Annotated in this window: 20 protein-coding genes and 1 tRNA gene; 16 read left to right on the top strand and 5 right to left on the bottom strand. The window is 67.9% G+C overall.

Translation table 11 applies throughout. The annotated features are described in order from the left end of the window. The first annotated feature begins 40 nt into the window (after positions 1 to 40). On the top strand, positions 41 to 358 hold the full coding sequence (locus TS85_RS16420) for a 2Fe-2S iron-sulfur cluster-binding protein (protein WP_044333703.1): 318 nt from the start codon (positions 41 to 43) through the stop codon (positions 356 to 358). Positions 359 to 374: 16 nt separating this feature from the next. Here the strand turns inward: TS85_RS16420 and TS85_RS16415 are convergent, their stop codons facing one another. Genes TS85_RS16415 through TS85_RS16405 form a run of 3 tightly spaced genes read right to left on the bottom strand, consistent with a single transcriptional unit; the run spans position 375 to position 3,447 of the window. Further along, entirely contained in the window at positions 375 to 1,085 is a 711-nt protein-coding gene (locus TS85_RS16415) for a hypothetical protein (RefSeq protein ID WP_227698518.1), read from the bottom strand. Continuing rightward, on the bottom strand, positions 1,082 to 1,828 hold the full coding sequence (gene rlmB, locus TS85_RS16410; protein ID WP_044333701.1) for a 23S rRNA (guanosine(2251)-2'-O)-methyltransferase RlmB: 747 nt from the start codon (positions 1,826 to 1,828) through the stop codon (positions 1,082 to 1,084). Before rlmB ends, TS85_RS16415 begins: the two co-directional genes overlap by 4 nt. Continuing rightward, the gene (locus TS85_RS16405; RefSeq protein WP_044333700.1) at positions 1,828 to 3,447 is read right to left on the bottom strand and encodes a M20/M25/M40 family metallo-hydrolase; all 1,620 of its coding nucleotides are present in this window, start codon (positions 3,445 to 3,447) and stop codon (positions 1,828 to 1,830) included. The genes rlmB and TS85_RS16405 overlap by 1 nt, the downstream gene beginning before the upstream one ends. Before the next feature lie 122 nt (positions 3,448 to 3,569). On the opposite strand from TS85_RS16405, the gene TS85_RS16400 reads away from it, so the two are divergent. The 11 genes from TS85_RS16400 (at position 3,570) to TS85_RS16350 (ending at position 10,301) form a co-directional block, all read left to right on the top strand. After that, positions 3,570 to 3,656 (top strand) — tRNA-Tyr (locus TS85_RS16400). Positions 3,657 to 3,822: 166 nt separating this feature from the next. Continuing rightward, a complete protein-coding gene (locus TS85_RS16395) occupies positions 3,823 to 4,272 on the top strand; it encodes a YbgC/FadM family acyl-CoA thioesterase (protein ID WP_044333699.1) in 450 nt (149 codons plus the stop codon). A 7-nt stretch (positions 4,273 to 4,279) separates the two neighbouring features. After that, on the top strand, positions 4,280 to 4,969 hold the full coding sequence (gene tolQ, locus TS85_RS16390) for a protein TolQ (protein ID WP_044333698.1): 690 nt from the start codon (positions 4,280 to 4,282) through the stop codon (positions 4,967 to 4,969). A 47-nt stretch (positions 4,970 to 5,016) separates the two neighbouring features. Next, positions 5,017 to 5,454: a protein TolR gene (gene tolR, locus TS85_RS16385; protein ID WP_044333697.1), complete on the top strand. Its 438-nt coding sequence runs from the start codon at positions 5,017 to 5,019 to the stop codon at positions 5,452 to 5,454. Between the two features lie 4 nt (positions 5,455 to 5,458). Then, complete coding sequence (locus TS85_RS16380) at positions 5,459 to 6,352, top strand: hypothetical protein (RefSeq protein WP_044333696.1); 894 nt, start codon at positions 5,459 to 5,461, stop codon at positions 6,350 to 6,352. Between the two features lie 14 nt (positions 6,353 to 6,366). After that, complete coding sequence (tolB, locus tag TS85_RS16375) at positions 6,367 to 7,767, top strand: Tol-Pal system beta propeller repeat protein TolB (protein ID WP_044333695.1); 1,401 nt, start codon at positions 6,367 to 6,369, stop codon at positions 7,765 to 7,767. An 81-nt stretch (positions 7,768 to 7,848) separates the two neighbouring features. Continuing rightward, complete coding sequence (gene pal / locus TS85_RS16370; RefSeq protein WP_044336446.1) at positions 7,849 to 8,364, top strand: peptidoglycan-associated lipoprotein Pal; 516 nt, start codon at positions 7,849 to 7,851, stop codon at positions 8,362 to 8,364. Positions 8,365 to 8,503: 139 nt separating this feature from the next. Further along, positions 8,504 to 9,409, top strand: a complete 906-nt coding sequence (locus TS85_RS16365; RefSeq protein ID WP_044333694.1) for an SPFH domain-containing protein — start codon at positions 8,504 to 8,506, stop codon at positions 9,407 to 9,409. Between the two features lie 9 nt (positions 9,410 to 9,418). Beyond that, positions 9,419 to 9,631, top strand: coding sequence for a hypothetical protein (locus tag TS85_RS16360; protein ID WP_044333693.1), 213 nt, complete (start codon positions 9,419 to 9,421; stop codon positions 9,629 to 9,631). Beyond that, a complete protein-coding gene (locus TS85_RS16355; RefSeq protein ID WP_044333692.1) occupies positions 9,628 to 9,900 on the top strand; it encodes a hypothetical protein in 273 nt (90 codons plus the stop codon). The genes TS85_RS16360 and TS85_RS16355 overlap by 4 nt, the downstream gene beginning before the upstream one ends. 131 nt (positions 9,901 to 10,031) lie before the next feature. Beyond that, a complete protein-coding gene (locus tag TS85_RS16350; RefSeq protein WP_044333691.1) occupies positions 10,032 to 10,301 on the top strand; it encodes a hypothetical protein in 270 nt (89 codons plus the stop codon). Positions 10,302 to 10,304: 3 nt separating this feature from the next. On the opposite strand, the gene TS85_RS16345 is transcribed toward TS85_RS16350, so the two are convergent. Together TS85_RS16345 and TS85_RS16340 are read right to left on the bottom strand one after the other, a co-directional pair. After that, positions 10,305 to 11,141 carry a S1/P1 nuclease gene (locus tag TS85_RS16345; protein WP_227698804.1) on the bottom strand — a complete coding sequence of 279 codons (837 nt, stop codon included), beginning with the start codon at positions 11,139 to 11,141 and terminating at the stop codon, positions 10,305 to 10,307. Next, positions 11,138 to 12,385 carry an acyltransferase family protein gene (locus tag TS85_RS16340; protein WP_052507969.1) on the bottom strand — a complete coding sequence of 416 codons (1,248 nt, stop codon included), beginning with the start codon at positions 12,383 to 12,385 and terminating at the stop codon, positions 11,138 to 11,140. The genes TS85_RS16345 and TS85_RS16340 overlap by 4 nt, the downstream gene beginning before the upstream one ends. A gap of 373 nt (positions 12,386 to 12,758) precedes the next feature. Between TS85_RS16340 and ispG the strand changes: the two genes are divergently transcribed. Genes ispG through TS85_RS16320 form a run of 4 tightly spaced genes read left to right on the top strand, consistent with a single transcriptional unit; the run spans position 12,759 to position 15,622 of the window. After that, positions 12,759 to 13,907 (top strand): flavodoxin-dependent (E)-4-hydroxy-3-methylbut-2-enyl-diphosphate synthase, encoded by a 1,149-nt coding sequence (gene ispG / locus TS85_RS16335; RefSeq protein WP_044333688.1) that lies wholly within the window; start codon positions 12,759 to 12,761, stop codon positions 13,905 to 13,907. Beyond that, positions 13,904 to 14,824 carry a DMT family transporter gene (locus tag TS85_RS16330; protein ID WP_044333686.1) on the top strand — a complete coding sequence of 307 codons (921 nt, stop codon included), beginning with the start codon at positions 13,904 to 13,906 and terminating at the stop codon, positions 14,822 to 14,824. The genes ispG and TS85_RS16330 overlap by 4 nt, the downstream gene beginning before the upstream one ends. Next, a complete protein-coding gene (locus TS85_RS16325) occupies positions 14,821 to 15,300 on the top strand; it encodes a GNAT family N-acetyltransferase (RefSeq protein ID WP_044333684.1) in 480 nt (159 codons plus the stop codon). Before TS85_RS16330 ends, TS85_RS16325 begins: the two co-directional genes overlap by 4 nt. A 1-nt stretch (position 15,301) precedes the next feature. After that, entirely contained in the window at positions 15,302 to 15,622 is a 321-nt protein-coding gene (locus TS85_RS16320; RefSeq protein ID WP_044333682.1) for a DMT family transporter, read from the top strand.

The raw sequence follows: 15,622 nt of genomic DNA, 5'->3' as shown, positions 1-15,622 counted from the left end.
GGATCGGCGGCATGGACCCGCCGGAATACAGGAGATAGCGATGCCGAAGCTGATTGTCGTCACCCGCGAAGGGGAAGAACGCACCGTCGACGGGGACACTGGGTTGAGCGTGATGGAGGTGATCCGCGACAATGGCTTCGACGAACTGCTCGCACTGTGCGGCGGCTGCTGCAGCTGCGCCACGTGCCACGTCCATGTCGACCCGGAATTTGCGGCCAAACTCCCGCCGATGAGCGAAGACGAGAATGACCTGCTGGATAGCGCGTCCGATCGCAACGACCAGTCGCGACTGTCGTGCCAGATCCCGTTCACCGACGCGCTGGACGGGCTGAAGGTGACGATCGCCGCCGAGGATTGAGCCGGGCCGGCGGGCGCTAAAGCCCCGCCACCCTCAGCACCGCCATCGGAGCGTCGTCGGTCTGGCTGTTGACCTTCCAGGTGATCGACTTGCCGCCCGGCACGGTCGTTGCCCCGTCTTCATTGTTCTGGCTTACGATCTCGGCGTCGGTGATCAGCGTGAAGCTGCCGTCGAGCTTCGCAATGGCATCGTCGCCGGTCCCCATCGCGCCCTTGCCCTCCGACTTGGCGAAGCCGGGGGCCTTGATCCGCACACCGTCCTTGCCGCGCAGCTCGACCGCGAGGAACGGGAAGACCATTCCCGCGTCCTGATTGTACGGGAACAGAAAATTGTGCGTGAGCCGCCCGCTGAGCGCATAGTCGACGTAGAACACGCCGTTGCCGCGATATTCGACGGTCTTGTAGCCGGCTTCCTTGCGCACCTGCTCGGCCAGTTCGCGATATTCCGCGTCCTTCTTCGCCGGGTCCTCGGCGGCGTCGGTCGCCTCGTCGGAGGGCGTGGCGCTCCCATCCTCCGCCGCATCGGCCATGCCCGATACGGCCTTGGTCATCGCGCCGGTCAGGTCGATCGCGACCACTTCGCCGGTGTAGCTATAGGCGAAGCTGCGATCGGCATGGATCGTCAGCGTCGACTGGAACTTGCCCGGCAGGAACAGGCACGCGGCCAGCGCAAGCGCCAGCGGCACCAGGATCGCGGCGGCGATCGCGCGGCGGAGCGGCGGCATCATCCGCGCGCTGTGATGGCATAGAGCGCCACCGCGGCGGCGTTGGACACATTCAGGCTCTCGACCTTGGGCGAGATCGGCAGCCGCGCGAGCTCGTCGCAATGCGATTCTGTATTCTGGCGCATCCCTTCGCCCTCGGCGCCCATCACCAGCGCGATGCGGCCTTCGCCCATCACCTGCGCCAGCGTGCCCTTGGCATGGCCGGTCATCCCGATCCGCCAGAAGCCCGCCTCGGCAATCTCGTCCAGCGCGCGCGCCAGATTGACGACGCGGACCCAGGGCACATTCTCCAGCGCGCCCGATGCGGCGCGGGCGACGGTGCCCGATTCGGGCGGTGCGTGGCGATCCTGGGTGATGATGCCCAGCGCGTCGAACGCCGCCGCCGATCGCAGGATCGCGCCGACATTGTGCGGATCGGTGACCTGGTCGAGCACCACCAGCGGGCGGCGGTCGCCCGCACCCTGATCCAGCAGGTCGCCCAGCCAGATTTCCTCGAGCGGATCGACTTCGGCGACGATGCCCTGGTGCGGCGCGTCGCCGGGAACCAGTCGCGCGAGATCGGCGACATCGGCATAGGTGATCGGGATCACCGGCGGGATGTCGAGCGCGCCCAATGCCTCGCGCGTGCCCCACAGCTTGCGCACATTGCGTTCGGGGTTGGCCAGTGCGGCGAGCACGGCGTGGCGGCCATAGAAGCGCGGGCGCGATGCGGGCGCCTGGCTCGGGCGATGTCCTCGTTTCGCCATCAGTCGAGGTCGCTCGGATCGGGATAGCCGAACGGATCGGTCACGCTCGGCTCGGTCGGGAAAGCGCCGCGCGGCAGCGGCTTTTCGGCGTTCGCGGCCTGGAGCAGGAATGCGGCGAGGATCACAGCGGCCTGCCGCATGTCGGCGGGCTTGAGATGATCGAACGTGTCGATGCTGGTGTGGTGGAGGCGGCTGCCATAATCGAGCGGGTCCTGGATGAACTGGAAGGCGGGGATGCCGACCGCGGAGAAAAAGACGTGATCGGTGCCGCCGACCTTGCGGATCGCCACCGTGTTCGCGCCCATCGATCCGAACGGCGACAGCCATTCGCGCAGCATCGGCACTGCGGCAAGGTTATTCTCGGCATTGATGCCGCGAATCTTGCCCGATCCGTTGTCGAGATTGAAATAGGCGGCGAGCTGGCCATAGCCCGGCTGGCGCGTCACCGGCCAGCGGTTCGCCCAGCCATAGAAGCGCGCGAGGCCCGTGCTCGGCGCGCCTGCCGCGGGTTTGCGGGTGGCGATATGCTGTTCGACATAGGCCATCGACCCGAGCAGCCCCTGTTCCTCGCCCGCCCATAGCGCGAAGCGGATCGTGCGCTTGGGCTTCACCCCCATCGCCTGGAGGATGCGCGCCGCCTCCATCACCATCGCGGTGCCCGCGCCATTGTCGGCGGCGCCGTCGCCCGCGGTCCAGCTATCGAGATGCGCGCCGGCCATGACATAGGCGCCGCTGGGGTCGGTGCCGGGGATGTCGGCGAAGACATTATACGCCTTGGTATCGGCGTCCTCGAAATGGACGACGCTTTCCAGCTCGACGACGGGGGCGGGGCCGACCTTGGCGAGGCGGGCAAGGCGGCGATAATCCTCGGCGGCGATTTCGAATCCGGGCACCTGCTGCGTCTCGCCCGTGCCGAACAGATAGCCGTTGCCATGGAGCAGCTTGCCGTCGCGGCTCGACATGGTCGCATAGGCGACGGCGCCCTCGGCCTTCAGAAAGGCGTCGAGCCTGGTCGCGAAATCGAGCCGCTTGATCCGGCGATCGGCGGCTTCGGGATCATATTTGGGCTGCTCATAGGTGTCGAACTTCGCCAGTTCCTCGCCGCTCCAGCGCTTGAACGGCGCCGCGCCGGGCTCCGATCCGTCATCGGGCAGCGTGACCATCACGATCTTGCCTGCCAGCTTGCCCTTGTAGCGGGCGAAATGATCGACGCTGGTGATCGGGGCGACGATCACGGGGGCGCTCACCCGGCCCGGCGTGCCGGGGGTCCAGGTGATCGCCATCGCGGTCAGCTCGATTGGGCGCGGGCTCACCATCCGCGCGCTGAACCGTTCGGCCCACCATCCGCGCCCGAATTCGAAGCCTTCCTTGTGGACGTTCTTCAGCCCCCAGTCGCGATAGCGCGCCATCGTCCAGTCCTCGGCGCGGCGCATTCCGGGCGAATTGGTCAGGCGCGGGCCGATGCCGTCCATCAGCGTCTGGGCGGTCTGCATGATCTGCGAATGGTTGAACCCTTCGTCGATGATGCGGGCGATTTCGGCGCGATCGACGCTCTGCGCGGCCAGCGGGCTGGCGATCAGGGCGACGGCGGCGATGGCAGTGGCGGTAAAGGCGCGCATAGGCCTCCTGAGGGGAAAGATGGGTTGCAGCGACGCTATGCGGCACAGTTACGCCGCGCAAGGCGTTGACAGGCCCTATTCGCTTCGGCAATGGACCGCCCTCGCTCGACGCGGCGGCGCCTGGACAGGTGGCCGAGTGGTTAAAGGCAGCAGACTGTAAATCTGCCCGGGTTTCCCGTACGCTGGTTCGAATCCAGCCCTGTCCACCACGCCGCGTCGAGCGATCTTCCCCGGATCGCTCGGTTTATTCCGCCCGCCATTTCCCTGCGTGCGCAGGGGCGCAACATGTCCGGTACGCCGCTCGAATACGTCCCGCGGGCGTTTCCGAAGCCGCCACGGGTTCCGTCTCGGCCCGCCGTGCGTTAGGGGCGGGATATGGCGGACCCGCTTGAACCCCTAGGCCGATTCATCGGGGCCGAGCATCATTTCGTCCTGCGTGTCTATTTCGAGGACACCGACCTTACGTCCGTGGTCTATCACGCCAATTATCTGCGATATCTGGAGCGTGCCCGTTCGGATATGCTCCTGGCTGTCGGGATCGATCAGCGCGCGGCGTTCGAAGCGGGCGAGGGGGCCTATGCGGTGCGCGATCTTGGCGTCCGCTATCGGGCCCCGGCGCGGCTCGGCGATACGCTGACGGTGATCAGCCGGCTGGTGCGTTTGCGGGCCGCGGCAGTCGATATTCATCAACGAGTCATGTGCGGCGCGAAATTAGTGGCCGACGCCGATGTCGAGGTGGCGTTCGTCACGCCAGGCGGCAGGGCGCGCCGCCAGCCGGCGGAATGGGTCACCGCTTTCGAGCCTTTGCTCTGGACAGGGAACTGAGAACGCAATGGAATTCCTGAGCACCGACGCCGCGACGATGTCGCCGATTGGGCTGTTTCTCCAGGCCGACTGGGTGGTCCGCGCGGTGATGCTGGGGCTGCTGCTCGCCAGCCTGTGGACCTGGGCGATCATCTTGAGCTTCGGGATGCGGATCGGCGGCGTGCGCAAGGCGAGCGACCGGTTCGAGGCCGAATATCGCGAGGCCGACGATATCGACGAGTTCTACCGCCGCGTCGCCAGCCGCGACTTGCCGATCGTGCGGATCTTTGCCGCGGGCGTCACCGAATGGCGCCGCTCGACCGCAGGCAAGACGATCGATCGCGAAGGCACGCGCGAACGGCTGGCCACCGCGATGGGCGCGACGGTCGCGCAGGAAGTCGATCGCCTCGCCGATCGGCTCAATTTCCTCGCCACCGTGGGTTCGGTCGCGCCGTTCGTCGGGCTGTTCGGCACCGTCTGGGGCATCATGCGCGCCTTCACCGGCATCGCGCAGCAGCAGAGCACGTCGCTTGCGGTCGTCGCGCCGGGGATTGCCGAGGCGCTGTTCGCCACTGCGATCGGGCTGTTCGCCGCCATCCCGGCGGTGATCGCGTATAACCGCTATTCGCACTCGGTGAACCGCGTCGAGGCGCGGCTGAACCGCTTCGCCGACGGATTTCACGCCACGCTCAGCCGCCGTCTGGAGCTGGAAGCGTGAGCGGGGGTGCCGTCTCAATCCTCCCCGTGCCGGGGAGGATCTAACCCATGGCCATGCACCTCCCTTCCGGCAAATCGCGCGGGCGCCGGGCGCCGATGGCGGAGATCAACGTCACGCCGCTGGTCGACGTGATGCTCGTCCTGCTCATCATCTTCATGGTCACCGCGCCACTGCTCACCGCAGGCGTGCCCGTGAACCTGCCCGAGAGCCGCGCCAAGCCGCTCGATCAGGACCAGAAGCCCGTTCAGATTGCGATCGACGATGCCGGACAGGTCTTTGTCGACGATGCCCCCGTGACCGACGCCGCGCTCCCCGCGGCGCTGGCGGCAGTCGCCGCGCGCCCGGGCGCCGATGGCAAGCCGCCGCAGATCTTCCTGCGCGCCGACCAGGGGCTCGGCTATGGCAAGGTGATGCGCGTGATGGGCGAGCTGAACCGCGTCGGGCTCAACCGCGTGTCGCTGCTCACCGAAGCGACAGCCCAGTAACGCCATGACGCGGACCGAAGCCGGAGCCTTTGCGATTGCCGCAGTCGCCCATGTGGCGCTGTTCGGGCTGTTGTCGCTCGGCTTCCGCGCGCCCGATCCGGCCAAGCTCGCACCCCAGCCGATCGAGATTTCGCTGGCCGAGGACGTCGGCCTCGAAAGCACCGCGCCGGTGATCAGCAGCGAGGCCGAGGCGGCGAAGAAATCGCCGGTCGAGGCGCCGGTCGAGCCCGACAGCGCGCCGCCGGAACCAGCGCCGCAGCCCGAGGCCGCACGCCCGCAACCCGCGCCGCCCCAGCCCGCCGCTCCCGCAAAGCCACAGCCCGCACCACCCAAGCCTGCGGCCAAGCCGGCGCCCGCCGCGAAGCCGCAGCCGACGCCGCCAAAACCTGCCGCGCCGTCCAAGGCCGCCCCCGCGCCGACCCGGAAGCCCGCCGCCGCAGCCGCCGCGTCCAATCCGCGGCAACAGCCGCGCCGCGACGTCCGCCCGACGGGCAATCTCGACGGGCTCGACCTCGGCCGCTCGAACAATCGCCAGGGCACTGCGACCACGCCCCCCGCCGCGACGATGTCGACTCAGGCGCGCGCCAATATCGGCTCGGCGATCCAGCGCCAGGTCCAGCCCTGCGCCGATCGCCAGGTGCTGCCGGGGCCGGGTGCCGAGCGGATTCGCGCAGTGGTCAATCTGCGCATCAATCGCGACGGCTCGCTGGCCGGCCCGCCCCGGATTACCGGGCATGACGGCGTCGATGGCAGCAACGAACGCTATGTGACTCGCGTCGACGATGCCGTCCGCGCGATCTTCGCGGGCTGCGCGCCGCTCGAGGGGTTGCCGCCCGAACTTTATGCCGTGCCGGGCGGGTGGCAGAGCTTTACGCTACGATACCGGATCAAGGGTTGAGGGAGTATCAGACGATGCGCAATTGGATGATCGGCGCGGCGATGCTCGCGCTCGCTACGGCAAGTGCCGCACAGGCGCAGGACGTCCCCGCCGCGACGCTCCGCCTGCCGCCACCGGCGCAGGGGCAGCAGACGCCCGCGGGCCCGCCCCAGGATTCGGAGCTGGTCGTCGATGTCGAGGGCGGCATGTCCGCGCCGTTGCCGATCATCATCCCGGCCATGCCCACGGCATCGGTGGTGCAGACCGCGGCGGGCCCCACCGACCAGCTCGGGCAGAAGCTGTCGCAGATCATCGACGACGATCTGCGCAACACCGGGCTGTTCAAGACGATGGGGCCGGGCGCGACGCGTGCCATCGCCTATTCCGAGGTCACCAGCCCCGATTATGCCGCATGGGGCGGGGTGGTCGGCCAGGCTTTGGTCCAGGGCTATGTCCGCGCCAATGGCAATGGCTCGCTGACGATCGGCTGCTATCTCTACGACATGGCGGCGCGCAGCGAGCTGGTGCGCCAGGGCTTCGTCGTCACCCCCGCCGACTGGCGCCGCGCCGCGCATAAATGCGCCGATGCGATCTATACCCGGCTCACCGGCGAGGGCCCCTATTTCGACAGCCTGGTCGTCTACGTCGCCGAGCAGGGCCCCAAGGGCAAGCGCCGCAAGCAGCTCGCGATCATGGACCAGGACGGCGCCAACCACCGTTTCCTGACCAACGGCCAGAACATTGTGCTGACCCCGCGCATGTCGCCACGGCAGAACGCGATCGTGTATATGAGCTATCAGGATCGCCGCCCGTCAATCTATGTCTATGACATGGCGGCGCGCAGCAACAAGCTGCTGGTGTCGAACGTCAATCTGAACTTCGCGCCGCGCTTCTCGCCCGATGGCCGTTCGGTGCTGTTCTCGATGGCGGTCAGCGGCAATACCGACCTGTACCGCGTCGCCACCAGCGGCGGCGAGCCGCAGCGGCTGACCAACGCGCCCGGCATCGACACCGGCGGCAGCTATTCGCCCGATGGCAGCCGGATCGTCTTCGAAAGCGATCGCGGCGGCACCCAGCAGCTTTATGTGATGAACGCTGACGGCAGCAATCAGCGCCGGATCAGCTTCGGCGGCGGGCGCTATGCCACGCCGGTGTGGAGCCCGCGTGGCGACCTGATCGCCTTCACCCGCATCGGCGGCGGCTTCCGCATCGGGGTGATGAACCCCTCGGGCGGCGGCGAGCGGCTGTTGACCGATAGCTGGGGCGACGAAGGCCCGACCTGGTCGCCCAATGGCCGCGTGCTGATGTTCTTCCGCTCGGCACAGGGTTCGGGGCGCCCCGATCTCTGGGCAGTCGACCTCACCGGCTCGACCTCGCGCAAGATTCCTACGCCGCTCGACGGATCGGACCCGCATTGGGGCCCGATCCGCCCCTGATCGGCCATGGTTGAACCAAAGTCGGTACGTAAGCGTAATGCCTGCAACGGAGCGGGCGACCCCTTCAAGAGGAGAAACATGATGGCCAAGATCACGACCAGCCTGGTTCTCGCGGTAGCCCTCGTGGCGACCGCGGGCTGTGCCAAGAAGCGTCCGCCCGAATTGCCGCCGACGCCGGGCGAGACGACCACGACCCAGCCCAATTATGGCGGCGACAACGACCAATATGGCTCGAACGCGCTCAACGAGCAGTTCAAGCGCGAAGTCGCGAGCGACACCGTCCATTTCGCGCTCGACGAATATGATATCGATCCCGAGGCGCGCCGCATCCTCGACACCCAGGCGACCTGGCTGGCCTCGCACCCCGAAACCCGCATCACGATCGAGGGGCATTGCGACGAGCGCGGCACCCGCGAATATAATCTCGGCCTGGGCGATCGCCGCGCCAACGCCGCGAAGAACTATCTCGCCGCGCGCGGCGTCTCGCCGGCGCGGATCACGACGATCAGCTATGGGAAGGAACGCCCGATCGCGATGGGCTCGGACGAAGGCGCCTGGGCGCAGAACCGCCGTGCAGTGACGATCGTCCTCAACTGATCGCCTCGCCCGGTCGCCAGGCCGGAACGACCATAGCAAACGCCGCCGGGGGAGACCCCGGCGGCGTTTTCGTTTCGGCTTGCGACTCGCTCGATTGCGATATAAAGATAATATCACAATTAACCGGAGGGCTTTTCAGATGACCGATGTTCGGGGGGCAGCGCACGCGCTGCGGCAGAGCAGCGAGCGCGTGTCGCACGGCAGGAGCGGCTATGCGATGCTGGCGGTGCTGTTCGCGGCGCTCGTGCTGGCCGTGGCGGCAATAACCCAGATCGATCGCATGCCCGACGCCCTCGTCGTCTCGACGCTGCTGGGTGCGACGCTGCTCGCGCTGTTCGTCGGGATCGGCTTCTACCTGCTCCAGCCCAACCAGGCCGTCGTCATCACGCTGTTCGGCGATTATCGCGGCACCGATCGCACCACCGGGCTGCGCTGGACCTGGCCGTGGATGAGCAAGAAAAAGCTCTCGGTCCGCGCCAACAACATGATTTCGGAGCGGATCAAGGTCAATGATCTGCGCGGCAACCCGATCGAGATGGCGGCGCAGGTCGTGTGGCGCGTCACCGACACCGCGCAGGCGCTGTTCGACGTCGATGACTACAAAGCGTTCGTGAACGTCCAGATCGAGGCGGCGGTGCGCACCATCGGCTCGCGCTATCCCTATGACGATTTCGAGCATCAGGAAGTCACGCTGCGCGGCAACCACGAACAGGTCGGCAGCGAGCTGCGCGCCGAACTGATCGCGCGGCTGACGGTTGCGGGGATCACCGTCGACGAATGCGGCTTCACGCACCTCGCCTATGCGCAGGAGATCGCCGGCGCGATGCTGCGGCGGCAACAGGCACAGGCAGTGGTCGCGGCACGCACCACGCTGGTCGAGGGCGCCGTGGGCATGGTCGAAATGGCGCTGGCCCAGCTTTCGGCGAAGAACGTCGTCGAGCTCGACGACGAACGCCGCGCGGCGATGGTCTCCAACCTGATGGTCGTGCTGTGCGGCGAACGCGATACCCAGCCGATCGTCAACGCCGGGTCGCTGTACCAATAGGCCCGTCGAGTGAGCGTACCCCCCAAAAAGGCGTTCCCGCTGCGCCTCGATCCCGCGCTCTATGCCGCGATCGAACGCAGCGCGGCCACCGACCTGCGCAGCGTCAACGCGCAGGTGGAATGCCTGCTGCGCGAGGCGCTCGGGCGGCGCGGGGTGAAGCTGGAGGACCCGGTACGGGCGCGCAGGGGGCGCCCGCCAAAATCGCCGGAGGGAGAAGAATGACCGACTATCGCCTGCCCGGCGGCGGCCGCGCCTGGTTCGTCAGCACGCGGACCGCGACAAGCTACCGCCTCAATCCCTGCTCGCCAGCGGGGTGGTGGTCGCTGATCGGCTATTGCCTGTTCGTGTCGGTGGCGCCCACCGCCATCTTGCTCGCGGGCGGCGACTCGCCCAGTGGGACGCGATGGGTGGCATTCGGCGCGACGATCGTGCTGCCCAGCATCGCCTTTATCGTTACCGCTTTCCGTATGTCGGTCCCTGCCCGGCGGTAGGGACGGCCCGTCTTTCAACCAAGGAGAAGACCCATGTTGATCGCCCTCTTCGCACCCCGCAAGCATCTGCCGTTCCTGATCGCGGCATCGTTCGCGGCGCTTGCCGCCGGCATCGCCGCGATGGTGCTGGCATGACCCGCGCGGCCCCCAACGCGCCACGCGGTATCCGCCCCGGCTACTGGTTTCGCCCCCGGCGCTTCGGCTTCGGCGCTCGCCCCGCGACATGGCAGGGCTGGGTCGTCACGTTGGTCTTCGTCGTGGCGGCAGCGCTGGTCGCCAACCTCGCCTCGCATCGCGGCGAAGTCTATCTGGTCCTGCTTGTGCCGCTGGTCGCCGCGCTGCTCTGGCTGATCTTCACGCGCACCGATGGCGAGTGGCGCTGGCGCTGGGGCGGGGAGTGATCGTCATCCCAGCGATTCGTTGAGCAGCCGCGCCAGCCGCAGCCCGCCCTTGACCAGCTCCTGCCGCGCGGGCGCGACCAGCGTCTCGATCGTCGCCTCGCTCAGCACCGCGCGCGCGGGCACCGGGCCGCATGGGTCGCCCAGCGCGCTGGCATAGACCACGTCATGCGCGACCTGCCAGCTGTCGCGGCTCCAGTCCTCGACGCTGCCGCCGACCACCGCCTCACGCTCGGCGGCGGTGTAGACCCGGACCAGCGAGGGCGGGGTGGAAATGGCGCGCTCGGCGATCAGCCCGTCCCAGATGCTGTGCAGGTTCAGCCGCTCGGGCGCATAGATGCCGTATGCCGCCTTCACCCGATTGCCGCCCAGGTCGCCGCGATCCCCGGCATGGAGCGGCTGGTGCAGGTCGCCGACGAAGTGGATCAGGAACGACAGCGCCATGACGCGCTCGCGGATCGGCACGCTCTTGTCCTTGAGCAGCTTCACGTCGCGCTCGATCTGTGCCGACACGCAATTGCCGTCGGGGCAGGCGGGCTTCAGGTCGAACGGCTTGCACACGTTCACATTCTGATAGTGCCAGTTATACGCATAGCTGAAGCGCGGCCCCAGCGTCTTGACGCAATCGGCCCAGACGCTGGCCTGCTCGATGGTGCGCGCGGGGCAGGTCGGCGTCTCCAGCAGCGCCGATTTGGCGAGCAGCCCGTCGATCGCGCGGCGCACATCGGGAGTGACGTTGCGATAGGCGATCTGCGCGATCGTCTCATGCCCATATTCCCAATAGGCCTGGGCAGGGGAGGCAAGGCCGAACAACGCGGCGAGAATCAGCAGGATACGCATCAGGGCACTCCGGGGGTTGCCTGTGTCTCCCTAGCAGATCGCACGCCCGCCGCCAGACGCGGACGCAACCCGATCAGCGGGCGCACCCACCCGATCCGTCCCCCGACGGCATAGGCCGCGACACAGGCCAGCGCCGTGCCCGTCAGCAGCAGCGCGAACTCGCCCAGCGGCGGCAGGCCGAGCGGCAGCGTGTACCAGGCGATCAGCACGATCGCGGGATGGTGGACGAGGTAGAAGGGGAAGACCGCCTCGGCCAGCGGCCTGCGCCAGCGATGGTCGCGGTTCCACCAGCGATCGGCGAGCTGGAACAGCGCGACGATCATGCTCCATGCCATTGCCGAACGTGCGGCACGGTCCAGCGCCATCACCGCGTGCGACGGCACCGCCGCGCCGGGATAGGCGATCTCGACGGCGAGCACCGGCACCGCTGCGATCGCCGCCACTGCGAGCGCCGGCTTCCATGCCCGCGCCAGTGCCGGCCACAGCTGCGGCGCCCCCGCCAGCGCGAAGCCGAACAGGAATTGCGGCACATATTGCGAATGCCCGCCCCAGTCGCTGACCAGCCCCTGCCGCTCGGGCACGACGAACAACAGCGCCAGCCGCAGCACCGCCAGCACCAGCGCCGGCGCCCACAGGATGCGGTAACCGACCGCCAGCCAGTCGGCGCCCCGGTCCAGCCCGCGCAGCACGCCCGCGCCCCGCCACGCCAGCGCCGCGCTCAGTACGAAGCTGTAGGCGGCGAGATAGGCAACGAACCACAGATGCTCCCAGCTCGGGAAGATCACGCCGTAAAACACGCCCCGCCGCCAGTAATCGTATGCCCAGAAATGGAGATAGGGCAGGCGGTATCCGCCCTCCATCACCCGCACCCACATCTCCAGCGGCACCAGCACCGCCATCCCGAACGCCAGCGGCACCAGCAGCCGCGCCGCCCGCGACCGGGCAAAGGCGCCCGCGCTCCCAGATCGGTCGAGCAGCGCGCGCGACGCATAGCCGGAAACCGCGAACAGCAACGGCAGCCGCCACGGCGTCAGCACCGCCATAGGCGGGATCAGCGCGGCATAGCTGTGGTTGGTCTTGATCACCCAGTCCCACGGCGCGAACACCATCGCGATGTGATAGAGGATCAGCAGCGCGAACGCGGCGATGCGCAGCCAGTCGAGCCCATAATGCCGCGCGCGCCGTGCCGGAGGGGCAAGAGTCGCGTCCCCCTTTTTCAATCCGTCATGCTGAACTTGGTTCAGCATCCATCGCTCCCCAGGCGACGGCGTAGTGCGTTGAGGGTTGGACACTGAACCAAGTTCAGCATGACGGGAAAACAAGCAGACGCAGTCCGGTTCGCAGGGCCAGGGATGCAGCCAGTCCTGGGTCGTGCTGCAAGATCGGCGGTCCCGTGAAGCGATGGAGACCGCGCTATAGACGGCACACCCTTAGCATCACGTAAAGGCTGGTAATGTTGGATTTCATCTGCTCCACCGGATTGATGCGGCGCGCTCACCCTTTCCCCGTCCGTCCCCACCCGCAGGCCCGAGAGCGCATGGGCGTGAGAACCCTAAACTTCGTAAACTTCGGTCGCGCCGCGGGTAGCGGCGGGGCTGCGAAATCCCTATAGGAACGGCCATGTCCATTCGACCCTGGCGCGATATCGTCCGGCGGCAGAGCCGTCAGATCATGGTGGGCAACGTCCCCGTCGGCGGCGATGCGCCGGTCACGGTGCAGACGATGACCAACACGCCGACCTCCGACGCCAAGGCGACGATCGACCAGATTCGCCGCTGCGAGGATGCCGGCGTCGACATCATCCGGGTATCGTGCCCCGATGTCGAATCGACCGCGGCGCTCAAGCAGATCGTCCGCGCATCGCGCGTGCCGATCGTCGCCGACATCCATTTCCACTATAAGCGCGCGCTGGAGGCGGCGGACGCGGGCGCCGCGTGCCTGCGGATCAATCCGGGCAATATCGGCTCGGCTGCGCGGGTGAAGGAAGTGGTCGACGCCGCGCGCTCGAACGGCTGCGCGATCCGCATCGGCGTCAATGGCGGCAGCCTCGAGCGCGACCTGCTCGAAAAATATGGCGAGCCCTGTCCCGACGCGCTCGTCGAATCGGCGATGGACCATATCAAGCTGCTCCAGGACCATGACTTCCACGCGTTCAAGGTCGCAGTGAAGGCGTCGGACTTCTTCCTCGCGGTCGCCGCCTATCAGCAGCTTGCCGATCTCGTCGATTGCCCGCTGCATCTGGGCATTACCGAGGCGGGTGGGTTCGTCGGCGGCACAGTGAAGAGCGCGATCGGGATCGGATCGCTGCTCTGGTACGGGATCGGCGACACGATCCGCGTCTCGCTCTCGGCAGAGCCCGAGGACGAGGTCCGCGTCGGGTTCGAAATCCTGAAGGCGCTCGGCATCCGCAACCGCGGCGTGCGGGTGGTGTCGTGCCCCAGTTGCGCGCGCCAGGGCTTCGACGTGATCCGCACCGTCCAGGCGCTCGAGGAACGGCTCCAGCATATCCGCACGCCGATGTCGCTGTCGGTGCTCGGCTGCGTCGTCAACGGCCCCGGCGAGGCGCGCGAGACCGATATCGGGATCACTGGCGGCGGCGCGGGCAAGCACATGGTCTATCTGTCGGGCGTGACCGATCACCATATCCAGGACGAGGGGATGGTCGATCACATCGTCCGCCTGGTCGAGGCCAAGGCCGCGCAGATCGAGGCGGGGGAAGCTGCCACCGCGCAAGCGGCGGAGGCCGCCACCGCAAACGCGGCGGAGTGAGCGCACCGTCGGGCCACCCGCCCCATTCGGTCGCCGCCGCCTTCGCGGTCGCCTGCCTCGGCATCGCGCTTTACGCCGTGATGGATGCGGTGATGAAGGGGCTGGTGCTCGCGATGGGCGCCTATCTCGCGCTGTTCTGGCGGCTGCTGGCGGGGGTCGTGATCGTCTTCCCGCTCTATCTGCTCAGCCGCCCGGCATTGCCGTCGCGCGCCACGCTGCGCGTCCATTTCGCGCGCAGTGCGGTGGTCGCGGTGATGGCGATGGCGTTCTTCTGGGGCATTGCGCGGGTGCCACTGGGCGAGGCGATCGCCGTGTCTTTCATCGCCCCGCTGATCGCGCTGGCCCTCGCCGCGCTGTTCCTGGGCGAGCGAGTCGCGACGCGCTCGATCCTCGGCTCGCTGCTCGGGCTGGCGGGGGTGGGGGTGATCGTCGCGGGGCGGCTGGGGGGCAGCCATGACGGGCAGGCGGTGCTCGGCATGGGCGCGGTGCTGCTGTCGGCGGTGTTCTATGCCGTCAACCTCGTGATGGCGCGGCATCAGGCGCAGATCGCCGGGCCGATGGAGATCGCCGCCTTCCAATATCTGTTCATCCTGCTGATCTTCTGCCTGCCCGCGCCCTTCCTGCTGACCCTGCCGCCGCCGGGCCATTGGCCAGCGCTGGTCGGCGCGGCGCTGCTGGCGTTCGCCTCGCTGTGGCTGCTCTCCTGGGCCTATGCCCGGGCCGAGGCGCAGGTGCTGCTGACGGTGGAATATACCGCGTTCATCTGGGCGTCGCTGATGGGCTGGTGGGTGTTCGCCGAGCCGCTGACGCTTCCTGCAGTCGCCGGCGCGCTGCTGATCGTCGCGGGCTGCCTGCTCGCGATCCGCAAGCAACCGGGCAGCGGCGCCGCGCCCGAAGCCGAGGCCGTACTGACATGACCCATATCCGCCCCGCCACCCCCGCCGACGTGCCCCAGATCCTGCGCTTCGTCCGCGACCTCGCCGAATTCGAGCGCGAGCCCGATGCCGTGAAGGCGACCGAGCCGATGCTCGACGCCGCCTTGTTCGGACCTGATGCGGTGGCCGAGGCGGTGATCGCCGAGCTGGACGGCGCGCCCGTCGGTTTCGCGCTGTTCTTCCGCAATTTCTCGACCTGGACCGGGTTGCCCGGCCTGTATCTGGAAGACCTCTACGTCACCCCGGCAGCGCGCGGGGCCGGGGTGGGGACTGCGCTGCTCCGCCACCTCGCCGGGATCGCAGTCGATCGCGGCTATGGCCGGTTCGAATGGGCGGTGCTCGACTGGAACACCCCTGCGATCGATTTCTACCGCGCAATGGGTGCCGCGCCGCTCGACGAATGGACCGTCCAGCGCGTGAGCGGCGACGCCCTCGCCCGGCTGGCGGGGAGGGCCTGATATGGCCTGGGCGCTGCTGATCCTCGGCGGATGCTTCGAAGTCGGGTTCACCACCTGCCTGCGCTTCGTCGACGGCTTCCGCAATCTCGGCTGGACCTTGGGGTTTCTCGTGTCGGTCGGGCTGTCGATGGCGCTGCTCGAAATCGCGTCGCGCAGCATCCCGATGGGTACGGCCTATGCGGTATGGGGCGGGATCGGCGCGCTGGGCACGGTGATCGTCGGGATGTTCTGGTTCGGCGAGCCGGCGACTCCGGTGCGCCTCCTGCTGATCCTCGGGCTGGTCGGGTGCATCGCCGGGCTCAAGCTGTTCGGGGGATCGTAA

It is taken from the genome of Sphingomonas hengshuiensis, assembly GCF_000935025.1.
GTDB lineage: Bacteria > Pseudomonadota > Alphaproteobacteria > Sphingomonadales > Sphingomonadaceae > Sphingomonas > Sphingomonas hengshuiensis.
Note: the sequence above shows the minus strand (reverse complement) of the source record. Positions and strands in the feature narration are given on the sequence as shown.

What these genes read in the sequence shown, in the direction of transcription:
- ispG (WP_044333688.1), top strand. Translation starts at nt 12,759, where the DNA reads ATGTCCATTCGACCCTGGCGCGATATCGTCCGGCGGCAGAGCCGTCAG.
- TS85_RS16395 (WP_044333699.1), top strand. Translation starts at nt 3,823, where the DNA reads ATGGCGGACCCGCTTGAACCCCTAGGCCGATTCATCGGGGCCGAGCAT.
- TS85_RS16365 (WP_044333694.1), top strand. Translation starts at nt 8,504, where the DNA reads ATGACCGATGTTCGGGGGGCAGCGCACGCGCTGCGGCAGAGCAGCGAG.
- TS85_RS16325 (WP_044333684.1), top strand. Translation starts at nt 14,821, where the DNA reads ATGACCCATATCCGCCCCGCCACCCCCGCCGACGTGCCCCAGATCCTG.
- tolQ (WP_044333698.1), top strand. Translation starts at nt 4,280, where the DNA reads ATGGAATTCCTGAGCACCGACGCCGCGACGATGTCGCCGATTGGGCTG.
- TS85_RS16340 (WP_052507969.1), bottom strand. Translation starts at nt 12,385, where the DNA reads ATGCTGAACCAAGTTCAGCATGACGGATTGAAAAAGGGGGACGCGACT.
- TS85_RS16420 (WP_044333703.1), top strand. Translation starts at nt 41, where the DNA reads ATGCCGAAGCTGATTGTCGTCACCCGCGAAGGGGAAGAACGCACCGTC.
- TS85_RS16405 (WP_044333700.1), bottom strand. Translation starts at nt 3,447, where the DNA reads ATGCGCGCCTTTACCGCCACTGCCATCGCCGCCGTCGCCCTGATCGCC.
- tolB (WP_044333695.1), top strand. Translation starts at nt 6,367, where the DNA reads ATGCGCAATTGGATGATCGGCGCGGCGATGCTCGCGCTCGCTACGGCA.
- tolR (WP_044333697.1), top strand. Translation starts at nt 5,017, where the DNA reads ATGGCCATGCACCTCCCTTCCGGCAAATCGCGCGGGCGCCGGGCGCCG.
- TS85_RS16355 (WP_044333692.1), top strand. Translation starts at nt 9,628, where the DNA reads ATGACCGACTATCGCCTGCCCGGCGGCGGCCGCGCCTGGTTCGTCAGC.
- TS85_RS16380 (WP_044333696.1), top strand. Translation starts at nt 5,459, where the DNA reads ATGACGCGGACCGAAGCCGGAGCCTTTGCGATTGCCGCAGTCGCCCAT.
- TS85_RS16415 (WP_227698518.1), bottom strand. Translation starts at nt 1,085, where the DNA reads ATGATGCCGCCGCTCCGCCGCGCGATCGCCGCCGCGATCCTGGTGCCG.
- TS85_RS16320 (WP_044333682.1), top strand. Translation starts at nt 15,302, where the DNA reads ATGGCCTGGGCGCTGCTGATCCTCGGCGGATGCTTCGAAGTCGGGTTC.
- rlmB (WP_044333701.1), bottom strand. Translation starts at nt 1,828, where the DNA reads ATGGCGAAACGAGGACATCGCCCGAGCCAGGCGCCCGCATCGCGCCCG.
- pal (WP_044336446.1), top strand. Translation starts at nt 7,849, where the DNA reads ATGGCCAAGATCACGACCAGCCTGGTTCTCGCGGTAGCCCTCGTGGCG.
- TS85_RS16350 (WP_044333691.1), top strand. Translation starts at nt 10,032, where the DNA reads ATGACCCGCGCGGCCCCCAACGCGCCACGCGGTATCCGCCCCGGCTAC.